Here is a 17837-nt window from a genome sequence, read left to right as displayed (position 1 = left end):
AGCATACTCTCTCTTAAAATGATCTCAAGCCCCATCGATTCAGAGCGATACTATTGATATGCCTGCATTACCTACCAAGCTAGATGTACTTCACTCCCCTGACATAGTCGAGCGGCTCAAGCGCGCGCCGTCTGAGCACAAGGGTGATGCTGGTAAAGCTATCTTAATTGGCGGCGCCCCTGGGATGGCGGGTGCTCTACTACTTGCTGGCAAAGCTTGTCTTTACCTTGGTGCTGGATGGACCATCATAGACATGCTTGACCCCGCATCAGCTCATGCAGATAGTGAGCAAGCAGAGCTCATGATTCGTCTAGCAAAAGAAGATGCAGTAAAAGCATTAAATCAAAGTCAGCCTGATGTCATTGCGATCGGCCCAGGATTAGGTCATTCTGCATTAGCAATTGAATGGCTAATCGCATCCTTAAACTATCCTAGAGCGCCACTCATCATTGATGCTGATGCTTTAAATCTGATTGCAGACTCAGGCGATTTGCTAAATGCACTACAAAAGCGCAATCAACAGTTTCCCGGTCAAAGTATTCTGACACCCCACCCAGGGGAAGCCGCTAGATTATTAAAATCTACGACTGCGCAGATTCAAGCAGACCGTTCACAGTCACTCCAAAACTTAGTCGCCCTCACACAGTCGATTATTGTTCTCAAAGGCCAGCACACTTTAATTGCAGGGCCGCTACACTCTGCTGTTCAATGTGAAGCAGGCAATCCCGGAATGGGTACAGGCGGCATGGGGGATGTACTAACCGGTAGCATTACAGCTATTGCAGCCCAAGGCGTACGTCATCACCTTGATCTCTGGGATGCTGGCTGCATCGCCGTTCAACTCCATGCCATGGCCGCAGATAGCCTGGTTCAAAAAGGGGTTGGTCCTATTGGGCTCACCCCCTCAGAGACCATCCTTGAAATGAGACGCCTACTTAATAAGCTGTTATAAAACGGTATGCAATCTGTTAGCGCAGCACATCATCACCGACCTTATCTCTATGGCATTTTGATAGCCGGAATAGGCTCTATGCTTTTTTCGGGTAAAGCCGTTTTAGTCAAGCTGGCTTTTGGATATGGCGCCAATGCAGAAACGTTATTAGCTTTGCGCATGTTAATGGCTCTTCCAATGTTCTGGGGCGTCTACTGGTGGGAGTCTCGCAGAAAGCCGATGAACCCCATTACTTGGCTTGATCGTGGAAAGCTCTTTTTCCTTGGCTTCTTGGGTTATTTTTTATCAAGCTATATTGATTTTCTGGGACTCCAATACATCTCGGTTGGATTGGAGCGCATCGTTCTCTATCTCACCCCAACAATTGTTCTACTCATCTCCTACTTTGCTTTAAATAAAAATATTTCGCGGATGCAGTGGTATGCACTGGTGGTCGGATACCTCGGTGTATTTGTCGTATTCATCCAAGATGCGAGCTCGACTGGTATCCATGCTTGGTTGGGGATGCTGCTAGTCTTTGGCAGCGCATGTAGTTACGCCGTCTATATGATTGATTCAGGCGAGATGGTCAAGCGTATTGGTAGCGTCCGTCTCGTGGTCTATGCCAGCTCTGCTTCTGCAGTATTGAGCGTGATTCAGTCCTCCCTTTACAACCCTAGCGCAGTATTGGAACAGTCCACTCAGGTCTACTGGCTCAGCCTTCTCAATGCAAGTTTGTGCACAGTGATTCCGATGCTGCTAATCATGATTGCCATCAATCGCATTGGCTCTCCACTGGTAGCACAAGCAGGCATATTAGGTCCGGTATCCACTATTTTTCTGGGCTACTTTATTTTGTCTGAGCCAATTACTTGGATGCAAATTTCTGGGATGGCTCTCGTCATGGCTGCCATGTGGTTGCTAGTACGTAATGATGCCCCAAGAAAAAAGTCACCAGACTTTAAAAAATCAGATGACTTTGATGAAGTTGAGCCCCTCAACTGAGGGGTCAAGTGAAATCGATTAAAGCTTACTGAGCTGCTGGCTCTGTAGCTTTAGCTTTTTTCTTTGATTTCTTCTTGGCTTTTTTCTCAGCTTTCTTTTCCTTCTTTGCTTGTTTCTTTGCCTTCTTAGCAGCTGCCTTATCGGTAGGTACTGCAGCAGGTGCTGGCGCAGCTACTGGAGCTGGTGCCGGGGCGGCAGCTGGGGCAGGAGCAGGATCAGCAGCCATTACAGAGATTGGTGATAGACCAATCGTTACTGAAATAAGCATTACTAGGCTGAGGCGAGCGATACGAGAAATCATGCAATTCTCCATGAAGGTTTGTGGATAATTTAATAATACTCAAAAATCTGACATAAATGCTTCATTTTTATAAGGTAAGCCATGAGTGATTTTCCAAGTGATATCTTCACCGAGCCCCAGGGCTACTCGGTGGATACCCTCAACAATCTTGGCCCCCTCACAGGTATGGCGGGGATTTGGGAAGGCGTCCGTGGTTTAGACGTCAAACCAAAAGCAGATGGCCCCCGTAAACAAGCCTATGTAGAGCGCATGGAACTTCAGCCAATTGACCCGCAGACTAATGGGCCTCAACTCTTTTATGGCTTGAGGTACCACACTCATATCACCAAGCCTGACCAAGTCAAAACCTATCATGACCAAGTTGGCTATTGGCTATGGGAGCCCGCCACTGGTAGCATTATTCATACCCTCTCTATTCCACGCGGAATGATTACGATGGCTTCGGGTAAAGCAATCCCAAACGCACGGCAGTTTGAATTGATTGCCAAAGAAGACGATCGATGTTCAGGCATCTCATCGAATCCATTTTTAGATTACGCTTTTAGAACGGTAGAGTTTCGCATTCAGGTAAATATTCATGATGATGGCACCTGGTCTTATGAACAAGATACCGTGATGAAGATTAAAGATCAGGCGGAGCTATTTCATCACGTAGATAACAACAGGCTACATAAGATAAGTGAAGCGACTCCAAATCCACTGGCCCGATAAGGCATTCACTAGGCAATGACATTCTCCGGGCAATAAAAAAGGCCATCATTCGATGGCCTTTAGTTTTTCTAATACCGCATTACGCAGGCTGTGCTTCTGCCTCAGTAATTTTCTCTAGTGCAGCAGCCAGATGACCAACGGTGCGATCTACATGGCCCAATTTCTCTAAACCAAACAAACCAATGCGGAATGTACGGAAGTCTGGTCTCTCATCGCACTGCAAAGGTACTCCAGCAGCAGTTTGCAATCCAAGAGCAATAAACTTTTTGCCAGACTGGATATCTGGATCTTTGGTGTAGCTCACAACCACGCCAGGAGCCTGGAAGCCCTTTGCAGAAACTGAGTGATAGCCTTTAGAAACAAGTAGCTCACGCACTTTAGTGCCAAGCTCAACCTGTTTAGCTTTGAGAGCAGCAAAACCAAGAGACTGAGTTTCTTTCATGACGTTGCGCAAAATCTTGAGCGCATCAGTAGGCATAGTGGTGTGATACACATGCCCACCTTTTTCGTAGGCTTCCATGATTTGCAACCACTTCTTCAAGTCCATCGAGAAGCTACTGCTTTGAGTTGCATCAATGCGCTCACGAGCCCTGTCACCCAAGGCGATCAAAGCGCAGCATGGAGAACTGCTCCAGCCTTTTTGCGGGGCAGTGATTAGCACATCTACGTTGCATGCTTTCATATCAACCCACATTGCGCCTGAAGCAATGCAATCAAGAACAAATAAACCATTGACAGAGCGAACTGCTTCACCAACTGCTTTGAGGTAATCATCAGGCAAGATGATGCCAGCCGATGTTTCTACGTGAGGAGCAAATACAACTGCTGGCTTTTCTTTCTTAATAAAAGCCACGACTTCTTCAATCGGCGCAGGGGCAAAAACACCTTGCGCAGAATTTTCTAGCTGACGACCTTTGATGACGGTGACATCCTCAGAGATATGGTCTAAATCAAAAATTTGGGTCCAACGGTAACTGAACCAGCCATTACGCAGTACCAAGCACTTTTGCTTGCTAGCAAACTGACGGGCAACCGCTTCCATACCGAAAGTGCCACTACCAGGAACGATGACGGCGGAGCTCGCGTTATACGCATCTTTGAGAACGCTAGAGATATCCACCATCACACGTTTGAACTCTTCAGACATGTGATTTAAAGATCGGTCGGTGTAAACAACCGAGAACTCTAACAATCCATCTGGATCAACATTGGGAAGTAAGCCTGGCATAGTGATTTCCTGGGAATTTCAGTGATTAGCCCTAAATGATACCGATTTAAGCATTTATTGCACCGCAACCTTTTTGTCCTTGACCAATTTGGCCCATTTTGACTGATCTAGACGCAAAAAAGCAGCAAATTCCTCAGCACTACCGCTAGCAGGGTCACTCCCCCGCTCCAACATTGCCTTGCGAATTCTTTCTTGGCCCAATACAAACATGACGGTCTGATTAATCTTTTGCACTACTGGTTTTGGGGTATTGGCGGGTGCAAATAATCCAAACCAACCTACTGCGTTATAACCCGGCAACCCAGCCTCAGAAACAGTTGAAATATTAGGCAATGCTTCTGAACGCTTAGCCCCTGTTTGCGCTAGAGCCAATAATTTTCCAGATTCAATTTGAGGCATCACGGTTTGCGCTGGCGCAAACATTAAATCAATGTGTCCTGCCAACAAATCCGTTAAGGCCTGCCCCGTTCCTTTATATGGAACATGCAGCAATGTCACCCCCGCCATCGATGCAAATAATTCTCCAGCAAGATGCGATGCTGAACCCGGGCCAGAGGAGCCGTAGCGTAACTTTCCAGGATTTGCATTTGCATAAGCAATCAAGGATTTGACGGAGCTGATATTCAACGCTGAATTCACAGTGACTACATATGGCGAGGCTGAGACTAAAGCCACTGGTGAAAACTGTGTCACATTTTTTTCCGTGACAGCTGCTGTAGAACCCATCAACAAGGTATATCCATCAGCCGGGGACTGCGCAACTAAGTCAGCGCCAATTAAGCCACTTGCACCTGGTCGATTTTCAATAACAATTGACTGCTTCCACAACTCGCCAACCGTTGGTGCAATCAAACGAATTAAGGTGTCTGCCCCACCGCCTGGTGGAAACGGCACAATCACTTTAATCGGCTTAGATGGATAAATATCAGCTGCGTTAGCTATGCAGGGCACAAGAATCGCGCAATACAGCAAGATTAATACCCATCGCCAAATCCGCTTCATCATTTTTTACTCAACGATGGTGGTACGCAAAGTAGAAATTCCATCGATTGCGCACTCAACAACATCGCCTGGCTTTAGATATAAGTCTTCAGCATTTTCTTTGCCGACAGCAACGCCTCCAGGCGCGCCCGTAGAAAACATATCCCCTGCTTCGATTGGGATAAAGCGAGAGAAATGCTCCAAGATATCGGAGATCTTCCAAATCTGATCAACTGTGTTGACACGCATGCGCTCTTGTCCGTTAACAGAACAGGTCATCCACAAGTTATAGACATCTGGAATCTCATCAATGGTGACAATCTCAGGGCCTAAAGGGCCAAAGCCTGGAATATTTTTGCCGGTCCAAAAACGAGAACCTGATGCCACTTCGCGCAGTTGCAAATCACGGCAAGTCAAATCATTCAGAATAGTGACGCCAGCAACATAATCCATGGCCTCAGCCTTTTTTGCCCCCAAGGCTCTTTTGCCAATCACAAAAACCAATTCAGGCTCGTAATCCAAACGCGTAATTCCTTTGGGGCGCACTACTTTTGCTTCATGACCAGACAAGCAAGAGTTCAACTTGATAAATGAGGTGGGTTCTTGAGGAATCTCTTTAATCAAGTTTGTACGCTTAAGCTCTTCTAAGTGTGTACGATAGTTTTTTCCAACACAGAGAAATTTCTCGGCATCAGTAATTGGCGGCAAATAGCTAATCGCTTTGGGGCTGATCAATAAAGATGTGTAATCACCTGAACTAGCCACCCATGACTTGGCCTGTTCCATCGCCCCACTTCCGGCGCGCAGAAAAGATTTCATATCGCCTGGGAAATCAGCAATCCCCAACTGCTTCGCAACATCTACAAAGGGCAGGATTTGATCACCAGATGGATTGGGTAAACGAGCACCGATTTCAGGGTGATTTGAACCAGCACGGGTAAAGGTAATTAGTCTCATTTTCTTTTCTTCTGTTTTATTTTATTTTTACTGCTAATACTTTATGGCTAGTGAAATATTAATCCGCTCCAAATTGCAAATGGTTTTTCTGGCGCTTTTCAATTGAGTTCTTCAATAAAGCGGCAAGCCTATAAAAGCCATGCGCAAATTTACCGTATGGCATGGTCAAAAATAAGCCCATTACAAAACCAAGATGGACAACTAGCCAGATCGACATTGAAACAGTATCTCGATATGCCAATAGTCCAAGACCAGAAATGCTAATCAACAGGAGCAGCACAATGAATGCTCTATCCATAGGCTTCTGGGAACGATCCCCATGAGCTGGATCTCTTTGGATATTTAAATAGAGCAAACCAACTGGCCCGATTACTAGCCCCACTCCACCAAGCGTGCCCAAAATAACAGGCAAGCTATTGAGTGCATACGGTGCATGCAGGCCTAAGAAGTAGTGATAAATCGTTGCGACGCTTGTTGCTGCAAAACACAGCATGAAGCCATAGAAAGTGAAATGATGAAAACGCTTGCGCCATAAAGAAAATGCATCATCTTCATTATTGCAACCATCTCCATGGCCACCGCCAAGATACTTCAGAGTCAGCGCATCATGAGTAGCTTCAGCAACTGCCCCACCCGAAGCCCTACCTGGCGACATCTCCTGCCAAAAACGAGTGAGCCCAATTGCCAGCGCCAAAATGGCAAACCCAAATACGATGCCAAAGATCATAACTAAGGTGTTGTGTGGAAAAACAGCATAGAAGTTTCCATCTAGGACGCCACCAAAAAATTTTCCGTTTAGTGCAAGCGCGAGTAACAGAAAAACCATCACTGAAACTGAGGCACTCAGCGCTACTGCCACACCATTGATTTTGTATAGCTCACCCATCATGCGTGGCCAGGCATAACTCATATAAGTTTCTTTGCGCAACTGCGCCATCACCATCGGAATATTTACCGCAAACTCATGAGGAGGCGCATATTGGCAGGCATGAAGACAGGCGCCACAGTTATGGCACAGGTTGGCTAAATAGTAAACCACGCTCGGCGTGAACTCAATGCGACGGGTCATTGCAGGGAACACTGCACAAAATCCTTCGCAATACCGACAAGCATTACAAATTTGAAGCATACGATCCGCCTCTGACTCTGGTGTTCCCATTGCCAAATCACTTGCTTCCCGAATAAGCGAATTAAGTTGCTGCATATTCAGCCTTCAGAGATTGATTTTTTACTGCCTTAGCAGCCTGCGTTCCTGCAATGCGACCAAAGACGGTGCCAATTGCCATGCCAATACCGGCGGCATATCCTTTGCCTAAGACATTCCCCGCCATCATCTCTCCAGCAACAAATAAATTTGAACTGGGTACGCCCTTAAAGCGCACAGCAGCAGTGTCATCAGTCTTTAAACCCAAATAGGTAAAGGTCACCCCAGGGCGAACTGCGTAACCATAAAAAGGTCCTGTGTCTATTGGCAAAGCCCAGTGAGTCTTTGCTGGCTCCAAACCTTCGGTATGACAATCATCTAAGATGGTGTGATCGAAAGTACCAACTCGACAAGCAGCGTTATAAGTCTTCACCGTTTCTTGAAGTGCTTTAGGATCCAAGCCCAATTTGCCTGCCAATTCCTCTAAGGTATCCGCCTTCTCACCTGGAAATACCGGCGGCATGAAGCGGCCTAATACTTTGGAGTCAATAATGGAGTATCCGATCTGCCCCGGTTGCTGCGCAACCAATCTGCCCCAAAATGCATAGCGCTTGGGCCAGAAATCTTCACCCTCATCTGAAAAGCGTTGCGCGTTTTTATTCACAACAATGCCAAAAGAAACTGCATCAATACGAGTGCAGATGCCGCCGTCGTATAAAGGTGCACGAGCGTCTACGGCAACCATATGAGCTTGGGTGGGGTCGCTTACCGAGTCAGCCCCCAGAGAAATAAGTTGCTTCAGTAGCACGCCATTGTTATATCGAGTACCGCGAATTAAAAAATTATCTGCAGGAGACTCGCCATACTGATTGATGCCCCAAGCCTCTTTGAGCCATTCGCGATTGGACTCAAAACCCCCAGCAGCTAAAACACATGTTTTAGCTTCAATGCGCTCAGCACCGACATAAGCAGCTATAAATTTTCCATCACGAATCTCAATTGATGAAACTGGAGATTCATAACGAATTTGTACGCCCAACTTTTCTGCGCTGCGATAGTAGGCGTTGACTAAAGCTTTACCGCCACCCATAAAGAATGCATTGGTACGAGAGAGGTTAAGAGTGCCAGACAGTGGCGGCTGAAATCGAACGCCATGGTGACGCATCCAATCTCGACATTGAGAGGAGGCGCGTATCACTAATCTTGCCAAAAATTCATCTGTGATACCGCCAGTTACCTTTAAGACGTCTTGCCAATACTCTTCTTCCTTATAGGACTCAAGCATCACATCTTGCGGCTCATCATGCATTGCGCGGATATTGCGCGTATGAGAAGAATTTCCACCGCGCCATACTTTGGGGGCCGCCTCAAGCAGCATGACGTTGGCGCCCGACTCCCTCGACATGAGGGCAGCACACAGAGCGGCATTACCGCCGCCAATCACCAATACATCAACCATGGCCAAGACTTTGATAGAAAAGAAATTACTTTACTGTTTTTTTGGCTTTTTTACCTAGACGCAGGTCAAGCGCTAGTAGATCGACTCTGGCTTGATGAAATCCAGATCCCAGCAACAATCAAGGCAAACGCCATGCCGTGGAATAACTGAGGCGGTTCACCCAACATCGCTGCAGACAAGATGGCAGTAAACAGAGGTATAAAGTTGGCAAAGAAAGCTGCCACTGTAGGGCCTGCTCCACTTACACCCATACCCCAACAACGGTAGGCAATTAGCGATGGGCCAACTGCAACAAATAAAATCAGTGAGGCAGTCCAGAGATTTAATTCAAGATAGGCATGACCGGTAGCAATTTCAAACCCATCGAAAAATCCTGTCCACAACAGACCCACCAATACTTGTGCCATTAAGAAATCTGCCCACGGCCATTGACGCTCGGTACTAGCTCCTGGTCGACTAAGCATCCAACTATAGAAGGCCCACAATATAGTCGCCAACATGATCAGTAAATCACCAATCACCATTTGCATAGATAGAAGTGTGGCGAGCTCACCTCTCGTGAGCACAATTGCAACCCCGAGAAGCGAAACCAGCGCTCCAATCAACTGAAGCATATTTGGTTTGACTTGATAAAAGACAGCGCCAATGAATAGCATCCAAATTGGCATGCTAGCGCCAATCAAAGTTACGTTGATAGCTGTTGAGGTTTGCAGGGCAAGATACAACAGAACGTTATAACTACCAACCCCAAAAAGTCCCAACAATAAGAAACGTTTCTTGTTTTGCCATAGGGCGCTTTCTGGTTTAAATACACGCCAACCTAAGGGCAATAAAAGTAAGGCTGCCAAACCCCAACGAACTGCGCTCAAGGTTATTGGCGACACACTTCCTACCAACAAACGCCCTGCAATCGCATTTCCAGCCCATAAGGCTGTTGCGATCAATAGATAAGCGGCAGTAGCAAAAGTCAGTTTCGGCATGCAATCGTTAGTAGAGGGCGCCCAGTGAAGGCGCTATTAATAGGGATACCCTAGCATTGTAGAAACAAATTCTTGGTATTGCTAAGATAGAGCCTATTAAATAAGGATTTACTGTGCCTATCATCACCAATATCGAAGACCTGCGGGTTCTCCACCAAAAACGTACCCCCAAGATGTTCTACGACTATGCCGACTCTGGCTCTTGGACAGAATCTACTTACCGCGCGAATGAGTCTGATTTTCAGAAAATCAAATTACGTCAACGGGTAGCGGTCAATATGATCAATCGCACCACCAAAACAACGATGGTGGGCGAAGAGGTTGCAATGCCTGTAGCGCTAGCGCCAACTGGTCTCACTGGTATGCAACATGCCGATGGAGAAATTCTGGCAGCTAAAGCTGCCGAGAAGTTTGGCGTGCCCTTCTGTTTATCCACCATGAGTATTTGTTCGATTGAAGATGTGGCAGAGCGCACTACCAAACCATTTTGGTTTCAACTTTATGTCATGAAAGATCGCGGCTTTATTGAACGCCTCATTGAGCGCGCAAAAGCGGCTAAATGCTCTGCATTAGTCTTGACACTCGATTTGCAAATTTTGGGGCAACGCCATAAAGATTTAAAGAATGGCTTATCAGCCCCTCCAAAACTGACTATCGCCAATATGATCAATATGGCTACTAAGCCACGCTGGTGCTTAGGTATGGCCATGACGCCCCGCAGAACCTTCCGTAATATCGTCGGTCACGCTACAGGCGTGGGTAATATGTCTTCTCTCTCCTCTTGGACCGCAGAGCAATTTGATCCAGGCCTGAACTGGGGTGATGTGGAGTGGATTAAAAAACTCTGGGGCGGCAAGCTCATCATTAAAGGTATCTTGGATGAAGAGGACGCGCGTCTAGCAGCAAACTCTGGCGCAGACGCGCTCATTGTTTCTAACCATGGTGGTCGTCAACTCGATGGGGCAATTTCTAGTATCAAGGCTTTACCAGGAATTGTGGATGCTGTTGGTAAAGATATTGAAGTGTGGATGGATGGCGGAATTCGTTCGGGACAAGATGTTCTAAAGGCTTGGGCATTAGGCGCTCGCGGTACGATGATTGGTCGCCCATTTTTATATGGCTTAGGCGCCATGGGTGAAGCAGGTGTTACCAAGTGCTTAGAGCTTATTCACAACGAGTTAGATATCACTATGGCCTTTACAGGTCATCGCGATATTCAGAATGTGACCAAAGATATCTTATATCCAGGAACTTTCTAAATTTCTTATCTCCTTAACCACCCCGTTTTAGTCTTTGGAATTTCTTTCCTTTGCTTTTCTTTGTCTGTTTGGTTTGGAAATGCAGTACTAAGCCGTTATCGCACTAAAGATACGGAAACCTCTGAAGATCTAGGTGTTATTCAAACGGCAACACTGACTTTATTGGCGCTCATCATTGGCTTTACCTTTTCAATGGCTATTGATCGCCATGACAATCGTGAAACCCTCGAAGAAGGCGAAGCGAATGCAATTGGCACCGAATACCTCAGAGTGGACCTTCTTCCTGAAAATGCCTCAGCAAGAACAAAAGACTTGCTAAATCAATACCTAGATCAGCGTATTCTTTTTTACTCAAGGCAGAGTAGAGGGAAGATTGCGGAAATCCACCAAAAAACAGATGAACTTCAAAACGCACTCTGGAACGAAGTTCTCCCTATAGCCCGCACTCACCCATCACCCACAATGGCTCTCGTCTTATCCGGTATGAACGATGTTTTGAATTCTCAAGGTTATGTACAAGCAGCTTGGTGGAATCGCATCCCCTACCCCGCATGGGCGCTGATGGCAGCAATTGCTTTATGCGCAAATATGTTAGTTGGCTTTGGTGCTCGCAACTTTAAGAAAAATATTGGCCTGTTCATGATCTTCCCCTTTGTCACCGCAGTTTCATTCTTCTTAATTGCTGACATCGATAGTCCAAGAGGCGGGGTGATCCGAATTGAGCCACGCAATCTTATTACCCTTAAGCAAAACTTAAACCCCAAGACGAGTCCGACAAATTCATCTTCAACAAGTAATCAAGATTTATCAAATAGGCGGTAACCATGAAACGTGTAGTTGATGTATTTAAGAACCGTGGACGTGAATTGGTTTGGACTTATGTTATCCATCTCCAAAACGATGAAGAATTTCATCCTGGCCAGCTTGATTTTGAGGCTGAGGCCTTGCGACTATCTCAGCTTGATAAAAGAGGTCCAGCCAGCGAGCTGAGCGCCAAAGTAAGGCTCAATTAGGCACTGAAAAGCCCCATTGCGGGGAATTAACCCTAGGGTTGTTATTGTTAATGAGATTCATTATCATTTATGATGAATCTACCCACATTAGAGCCCTAGTATGTCTAAAACTCGCTATCACCCTTTTTCCATCTTCCTGCATTGGTTTGTATTCCTGCTGGTCATTGCAGCCTTTATTGCCATTGAACTCAAAGGGCAATTCCCCAAAGGCAGCGAACCACGCGAACTTTGTAAATCTATCCATGGCGTCTTTGGACAACTCATTTTCGTTGCCATGGCTCTTCGCCTAGTGGTTCGCTTTAAATATGGTGTGCCAAGCCCTACAAATCCAAAACCTGTATTGACTTCCTTAGCCAAAGCAATGCATTGGCTAATGTACGCCCTACTATTGATAGCACCCATCTTCGGCATCCTGTATTTTCAATATGCTGGCAAGGCAATTCATTTCTTTGGATTGGTATGGCCACAACTATTCACCCCTAATCCAGAGATGAAAAAAATCGTCGAGGATATACATGAGTTTTTAGGAAACTCTTTGTATTTCTTAATTGGTCTTCATGCGCTAGCTGGCTTGTGGCAACATTACGTCGTGAAAGACGATACACTTCGTCGCATGTTAAATAAAATTAAAGCGCACGCTTAAGGAATGCCTGGGATGAAACCACTATCTAAAAAAGCCAAGATGGCGATTGGCTGGACAGTGTTAATGACTGTTGTTGGTACTGCCATGCTGCATCAATGGGAATTCTTTGCGATGGGCTGCGCCTCTTTAGCCTTTTTGCTGGTAGCCAATCATTACGGTCTCCTCAAAGATCCTGAAGACAAAAAATAAACCCCGCCTACTTTGACGGGGTTTATACAAGCATCTTATGTGCTGCAGTTTTTAAAGGGTCGGGTAGTCGGTATAGCCTACTTCTTGCCCACCATAAAAGGTTGCACGGTTATAAGGATTTAGAGAAGCATTCCGCTGGAATCGCTCTGCTAAGTCTGGATTAGAAATATACAAGCGACCATACGCCACTGCATCAGCTAGGCCATCCTCTAATACTTTCTCACCCATAGCTTGATCGTATCCACCCGCAGTAATAAATTTACCCTGATAGGATTTGCGGAACATTTCTGAGGTAATTGGTGCATCTTCAAAAACCTGATCGCCACCACCGGCACTGGTCGAGCGAGGCTCTATCATATGAACATACGCCAAGTTATATGCATTTAACTTATGGATCGCCGCAGTAAACAAAGCTACTGGATCACTGTCAGCCATATCATTAAAGGTGCCATAAGGAGAAAGGCGCACGCCGACCTTATCACTTGGAAATACCTTGCTTACCGCATCAATGACTTCGCCCAATAAACGCAATCGATTTTCAATCGAACCGCCGTATTGATCGCTACGTTGATTAGTTTTATCTTGCAAGAATTGGTCTAACAAATATCCATTAGCTGAGTGAATTTCAATGCCATCAAAGCCAGCTGCCTTTGCATTCTTGGCGGCTGCCTCAAATTCTTTCAACAGACGCGCAATATCATCAAGCGTCATCGCTTTCGGTGTCTCATAGTTATGCAACTTCCAATCCGCTCCATAAGTTTGTCCTGAAGCAGCAATTGCTGATGGGGCCTCTGGCACCCCTTGTTCAGGATGTAATGAGGAATGGGAAATACGCCCTACGTGCCATAACTGCGCGACGATGGAGCCGCCTTTGGCGTGCACGGCATCCACGATCTCTTTCCAGGCGGCTGTTTGCTCTGGTGAATAAATGCCTGGCGTTGCTGGGTAGCCCATTCCTAATGGTGAAATTTGGGTAGCCTCCGTAATGATGAGGCCCGTACTGGCACGCTGTGCGTAGTAGATTTTTGCCAAAGGATTAGGAACATCGCCAGCAATTGCACGCATCCTTGTTAGCGGAGCCATGACAAGACGATTCTTCAATTGAATTGAGCCCAACTTAACTGGGGTGAACATGATCTCTTTACCGGACATGAATTACTTTCTTTATGGATATTTAGACAACAAGAATGACTCTAATCATTTTTGAATAACTTTGCTGCAATTACTTCGATTTATTGAGATTCGCTCCAAGTCGTTCTCGAATGCAATCTGCTAGAGCCGCAAATTCTGCAGTATGTGCAGTAGAGGATCTCGCAGCTAGTGCAATTACCCGATTAGGGGCCGGCGGCGCCATCGCTTTAGCAACGAGGTCGCTATTATTGAGCAAGCTACTTTTCACAGCCATTTCGGGAAGCAAGGCAATACCAAAGCCAGACTCCACCATTTGCAATAAGGTCAACAAGCTAGTAGCCTCCATGCCTTCATCTTTCCGAATGTCCGCCTTCTTGCATGCCTGCAAACTGTGCTCTCGCAGGCAGTGCCCTTCCTCTAAAAGCAATAAGCGCTCAGCCATTTTGGCAGGTAAGGTAACTTCTTTACCCTTGAGTGCTGGATCACCTTCGCGTGCTACCAACCAAAAAGGGTCGTCAAATAATTTTTCTACGAGAAGGCCGCTGACATCATAAGGCAATGCAATTAATGCGAAATCCAACTTATGATCAGCCAGCCTAGATAATAAATTTGCCGTGAGATCTTCTCTTAAGGTAATTTTGAGTTCTGGAAAGCGTTTGCGAACTTCCGGCAAAACGGTTGGTAATAAAAAAGGTGCAATTGTTGGAATCACCCCCAAACGAATCGTCGCTGTCATAGGCTTACCTGAGGCACCCGCATACTCAACCAAATCTTCCGATGCAGTCAAAATTGTTTTAGCGCGCTCAAGCACTTCTAAACCAGCAGGCGTAATCGATACATTTTGACGATCCCGCTCAACCAGTTTGATGCCCAAGCCGTCCTCTAGCTCTTTCAAACCAGCGCTCAATGTGGATTGCCCTACAAAGCAGGCCTCTGCTGCTCGGGTGAAATTGAGTTCTTTGGCTAAAGCAACCAAATAACTAAGCTGCCTTAATGACGGTAAATAGGCCATAATGCCTCCTTATCGAATAATTTGATAAATAGTAGCATAATTATTCATTGGACTGATTATGAACTCAAGCCCACAATCTATTCCATGGTTGAGTAAGCAATTAAAGCGGTAACGCAAACCCAACAAACTTTTTAAACATTAAGTAAAGGAATCGAAATGGCACGTCCAGAAATTAAAACCATCCAAAATTTGGAATCCGCATTTGCCGGTGAGTCTATGGCTCACGTCAAATATCGTTACTTCGCGAAGTTAGCACGCGCGGCTGGCGATGAAGAAACTGCCAAGATCTTTGAAGCTACTGCAGACCAAGAAGTCATGCATGCATTCGGTCACTTAGATTTACTCTACCCTGCTAACACGATCACTCCAGCCCGCGCCTTAGAGATCGCGATTGAAGGTGAAACTTACGAGTACACCGAGATGTACCCCTCTTTTCGAAAAACTGCTGTTGAGGAAGGAAATGCTGCGGCTATTCAAGAAATTGATGAGCAAATTGCAGAATCCAAAGAGCATGCCGAGCAGTTTCAGGCGGTATTAGCAAAAGCAGCAAAACGCTTTGCAGCCTTGGCAAATGTGGAAGAGCGTCATGCTAACCACTATAAGCAGGCCTTAGAGAAAGCAAAAGTGTTTGCTGTCAAATAAGCGCTGGCAAGAAATAAAACTCAACTGAATTTAAACTGATATCTATTACTAAAGGAATTAACATGAACTCATGGCAATGTATCGTATGTGGCTTTATCTATGACGAAGCTAAAGGCTTACCAGAAGACGGAATTGCCCCAGGCACTGCTTGGGCTGATGTCCCAGAAGACTGGGAATGCCCTGACTGCGGCGTAGCAAAATCAGACTTTGAGATGGTTCAGATTTAAACCAGCGGTCATTACTCAAGCAATTGAATCACCTCATTTAACGCATTACTAGGGAGCCTAGTCTTGGATCAAAATACGTCACAATCCTCATCCGCGATCGTCATCATTGGCAGCGGATTGGCTGGGTATACCGTTATACGAGAGATTCGTAAACTCAATAAAGAAATTCCGATTACGCTCGTAACAAAAGAGCCAGGATATTTTTATTCCAAACCGATGCTATCAACGGCCCTCGCCAGTAAAAAAGATGCTACTCAATTGATTTCGACACCAGCCGATGGAATGGCTACTCAATTAGAGCTCAACATCTTGTCTGAAACTGATGTCACTACGATCGATAGCGCTAAACAAGTCATCAGCACTAGCAAAGGTGAAATTACCTACTGCAAGCTTGTCTTGGCACTAGGCGCCGATCAAATCCGTTTGCCACTGCAAGGCAATGCGGCCAATGAAGTATTGACCGTCAATGATCTTGAGGATTATGCAAAGTTTCGTAATGCTATTAACGGCAAGAAGAAGATTGCCATTCTGGGTGCAGGCCTGATTGGCTGTGAGTTTGCTAATGATCTAGTTTTAGGTGGATACGAAGTCGATGTGATTGACCTGGCACCACAAGCTCTTGGGCGTTTAATTCCGAAGACTGCGGCTACTGATCTACAAGACAAATTGAGTGCTGCGGGTGTACGCTGGCACTTCAACACGACAGTTCAGACGATAGATCGCACCAATGATCAACTCAATATCACCTTAGCCAATGACACTCTTATTTCAAGTGATGTGGTTCTATCGGCTGTAGGATTAAGGCCTAGGCTAGATCTTGCTAAAGCATCTGGTATTGCTACAGACCTTGGTATTCAAGTCAATCGCGAATTAGAAACCAATATGCCGCATGTGTATGCGCTTGGTGATTGCGCAGAAGTAGAAGGTCTAGTGCTTCCATATGTGATGCCCATCATACAAGCAGCTAGAGCGTTGGCAGTCACACTGACAGGTCAGCGTACCGCCCTCACCTATCCCGCAATGCCAGTGATGGTGAAAACACCTGCATTAGCAACAATTGTTTCACCACCAGCCAAAGGTGCTACTGGTCAGTGGAAAACCAATCCCGTTGAAGGCGGCCTTGAGGCACGTTTTGAGTCTAATGATGGCAAGCTCTTGGGATTTGTTTTAATGGGTACCGCCACCGCACAGCGCGGCGCCCTTACTAAGGAATTACCAGCTATTCTGGCTTAAACCTAGTTCGTCAGCAAACAAAAAGGCCCGCATCGCGGGCCTTTTCTTTAGTACTTTGGGTGCGATTAAGAAACGATCACAAACCAAGTAGTGTTGTGAGACTGAGCAACCATCAAGAACAACATTGGGATAGAAAGCAATGTATTCAAGCGAGATGTCAACATCGCTACGCGTGCAGACTTAGCTTTTACATCCGCTTCAACAGTCACGATGCCAAGAGCACGTTTCTGATTAGGCCAAATGATGAACCACACGTTAAATGCCATTACCAAAGCAATCCACATACCCAAGCCAATCGCGCGGAATGGAGCTTGCAATGTGAAGGCTTGATGAGCGTAACCGTTTAATGTTGCAACGATCAAACCTGTGAGCACTGTGAAGAGTGCTGCGTAACGGAACCAAAACAATGCTGCTGGAGCAATAACTTTACCAATCGCTGGCTTTTGCTCATCAGGGATTTTTGGCATGGAAGGGATCTGCACAAAGTTGAAGTACCAGAGCAAACCAATCCACATCACACCAAACATCACATGCAACCAACGGAATACGAAAGGCAATTCAGCAGAGCTAAAGTTACCGCCCAAAGCGAGAATGATTAAAACGAGGAGCACAAAACCTGCAAACACTGTGCGTCCCAATGAGGTCAAAATTGAAGCCATGAATGGATCTCCTATATATAAGAATGCGATGTAACTATAAACGATTCTGGGAGCTTTGTTCAGGTAGCCAAAAATTCTGAATTCTTCCTGAAAATTGCGATTTCGGTAGTGACTTAGCCCAGTTTGGGGTGC

At 45.9% G+C, this 17837-nt stretch carries 21 protein-coding genes; 11 read left to right on the top strand and 10 right to left on the bottom strand.

The window, feature by feature from the left end; all coding sequences use genetic code 11:
* The first annotated feature begins 58 nt into the window (after positions 1–58).
* Positions 59–952 (top strand): NAD(P)H-hydrate dehydratase, encoded by an 894-nt coding sequence (locus A8O14_RS03355; RefSeq protein ID WP_068948224.1) that lies wholly within the window; start codon positions 59–61, stop codon positions 950–952.
* A 6-nt stretch (positions 953–958) separates the two neighbouring features.
* Positions 959–1936: a DMT family transporter gene (locus A8O14_RS03350; RefSeq protein ID WP_068948223.1), complete on the top strand. Its 978-nt coding sequence runs from the start codon at positions 959–961 to the stop codon at positions 1934–1936.
* 25 nt (positions 1937–1961) lie between these two features.
* On the opposite strand, the gene A8O14_RS03345 is transcribed toward A8O14_RS03350, so the two are convergent.
* Complete coding sequence (locus tag A8O14_RS03345; protein ID WP_068948222.1) at positions 1962–2237, bottom strand: protein tyrosine phosphatase; 276 nt, start codon at positions 2235–2237, stop codon at positions 1962–1964.
* A gap of 81 nt (positions 2238–2318) precedes the next feature.
* Here A8O14_RS03345 and A8O14_RS03340 point away from each other — a divergent pair, with 81 nt between their 5' ends.
* Positions 2319–2948 carry an FABP family protein gene (locus A8O14_RS03340; protein ID WP_068948221.1) on the top strand — a complete coding sequence of 210 codons (630 nt, stop codon included), beginning with the start codon at positions 2319–2321 and terminating at the stop codon, positions 2946–2948.
* 79 nt (positions 2949–3027) lie between these two features.
* Here A8O14_RS03340 and A8O14_RS03335 read toward each other — a convergent pair whose 3' ends face one another.
* From A8O14_RS03335 to A8O14_RS03310, 6 genes are all read right to left on the bottom strand, one after another.
* Positions 3028–4176, bottom strand: a complete 1149-nt coding sequence (locus A8O14_RS03335; protein WP_068948220.1) for an aminotransferase class V-fold PLP-dependent enzyme — start codon at positions 4174–4176, stop codon at positions 3028–3030.
* Positions 4177–4230: 54 nt separating this feature from the next.
* Positions 4231–5181, bottom strand: a complete 951-nt coding sequence (locus tag A8O14_RS03330) for a Bug family tripartite tricarboxylate transporter substrate binding protein (RefSeq protein ID WP_082913084.1) — start codon at positions 5179–5181, stop codon at positions 4231–4233.
* A gap of 3 nt (positions 5182–5184) precedes the next feature.
* A complete protein-coding gene (locus tag A8O14_RS03325) occupies positions 5185–6114 on the bottom strand; it encodes a fumarylacetoacetate hydrolase family protein (RefSeq protein ID WP_068948219.1) in 930 nt (309 codons plus the stop codon).
* Between the two features lie 58 nt (positions 6115–6172).
* On the bottom strand, positions 6173–7318 hold the full coding sequence (gene tcuB / locus A8O14_RS03320) for a tricarballylate utilization 4Fe-4S protein TcuB (protein ID WP_068948218.1): 1146 nt from the start codon (positions 7316–7318) through the stop codon (positions 6173–6175).
* The gene (gene tcuA, locus A8O14_RS03315) at positions 7305–8717 is read right to left on the bottom strand and encodes an FAD-dependent tricarballylate dehydrogenase TcuA (RefSeq protein WP_068948217.1); all 1413 of its coding nucleotides are present in this window, start codon (positions 8715–8717) and stop codon (positions 7305–7307) included. Before tcuA ends, tcuB begins: the two co-directional genes overlap by 14 nt.
* Before the next feature lie 65 nt (positions 8718–8782).
* Positions 8783–9697, bottom strand: coding sequence for a DMT family transporter (locus A8O14_RS03310; protein WP_068948216.1), 915 nt, complete (start codon positions 9695–9697; stop codon positions 8783–8785).
* 113 nt (positions 9698–9810) lie between these two features.
* On the opposite strand from A8O14_RS03310, the gene A8O14_RS03305 reads away from it, so the two are divergent.
* The 5 genes from A8O14_RS03305 (at position 9811) to A8O14_RS11850 (ending at position 12801) form a co-directional block, all read left to right on the top strand.
* Positions 9811–10956, top strand: a complete 1146-nt coding sequence (locus A8O14_RS03305) for an alpha-hydroxy acid oxidase (RefSeq protein WP_068948215.1) — start codon at positions 9811–9813, stop codon at positions 10954–10956.
* A gap of 60 nt (positions 10957–11016) precedes the next feature.
* Positions 11017–11778 carry a bestrophin-like domain gene (locus A8O14_RS03300; protein WP_216861539.1) on the top strand — a complete coding sequence of 254 codons (762 nt, stop codon included), beginning with the start codon at positions 11017–11019 and terminating at the stop codon, positions 11776–11778.
* Between the two features lie 2 nt (positions 11779–11780).
* A complete protein-coding gene (locus A8O14_RS03295) occupies positions 11781–11969 on the top strand; it encodes a hypothetical protein (protein WP_068948213.1) in 189 nt (62 codons plus the stop codon).
* Positions 11970–12069: 100 nt separating this feature from the next.
* Entirely contained in the window at positions 12070–12612 is a 543-nt protein-coding gene (locus A8O14_RS03290) for a cytochrome b (protein WP_068948212.1), read from the top strand.
* A gap of 12 nt (positions 12613–12624) precedes the next feature.
* Positions 12625–12801 carry a hypothetical protein gene (locus tag A8O14_RS11850; RefSeq protein WP_191904668.1) on the top strand — a complete coding sequence of 59 codons (177 nt, stop codon included), beginning with the start codon at positions 12625–12627 and terminating at the stop codon, positions 12799–12801.
* A 51-nt stretch (positions 12802–12852) separates the two neighbouring features.
* Here A8O14_RS11850 and A8O14_RS03285 read toward each other — a convergent pair whose 3' ends face one another.
* Entirely contained in the window at positions 12853–13953 is a 1101-nt protein-coding gene (locus tag A8O14_RS03285) for an alkene reductase (protein ID WP_068948211.1), read from the bottom strand.
* Positions 13954–14023: 70 nt separating this feature from the next.
* Positions 14024–14944 carry a hydrogen peroxide-inducible genes activator gene (locus A8O14_RS03280; protein ID WP_068948210.1) on the bottom strand — a complete coding sequence of 307 codons (921 nt, stop codon included), beginning with the start codon at positions 14942–14944 and terminating at the stop codon, positions 14024–14026.
* Positions 14945–15100: 156 nt separating this feature from the next.
* Here A8O14_RS03280 and A8O14_RS03275 point away from each other — a divergent pair, with 156 nt between their 5' ends.
* The 3 genes from A8O14_RS03275 to A8O14_RS03265 all read left to right on the top strand — a co-directional run bounded on the left by A8O14_RS03275 (position 15101) and on the right by A8O14_RS03265 (position 17046).
* Entirely contained in the window at positions 15101–15586 is a 486-nt protein-coding gene (locus A8O14_RS03275) for a rubrerythrin family protein (protein ID WP_068948209.1), read from the top strand.
* Positions 15587–15648: 62 nt separating this feature from the next.
* Entirely contained in the window at positions 15649–15813 is a 165-nt protein-coding gene (locus tag A8O14_RS03270) for a rubredoxin (protein ID WP_068948208.1), read from the top strand.
* 63 nt (positions 15814–15876) lie between these two features.
* Positions 15877–17046 (top strand): NAD(P)/FAD-dependent oxidoreductase, encoded by a 1170-nt coding sequence (locus tag A8O14_RS03265; RefSeq protein ID WP_068948207.1) that lies wholly within the window; start codon positions 15877–15879, stop codon positions 17044–17046.
* A 65-nt stretch (positions 17047–17111) separates the two neighbouring features.
* Here the strand turns inward: A8O14_RS03265 and A8O14_RS03260 are convergent, their stop codons facing one another.
* Positions 17112–17705, bottom strand: a complete 594-nt coding sequence (locus A8O14_RS03260) for a urate hydroxylase PuuD (RefSeq protein ID WP_068948206.1) — start codon at positions 17703–17705, stop codon at positions 17112–17114.
* Positions 17706–17837 lie beyond the last annotated feature (132 nt).

Origin of the sequence: Polynucleobacter wuianus, assembly GCF_001659725.1 — a bacterium.
GTDB lineage: Bacteria > Pseudomonadota > Gammaproteobacteria > Burkholderiales > Burkholderiaceae > Polynucleobacter > Polynucleobacter wuianus.
This window is presented reverse-complemented; position numbering and strand designations above follow the sequence as displayed.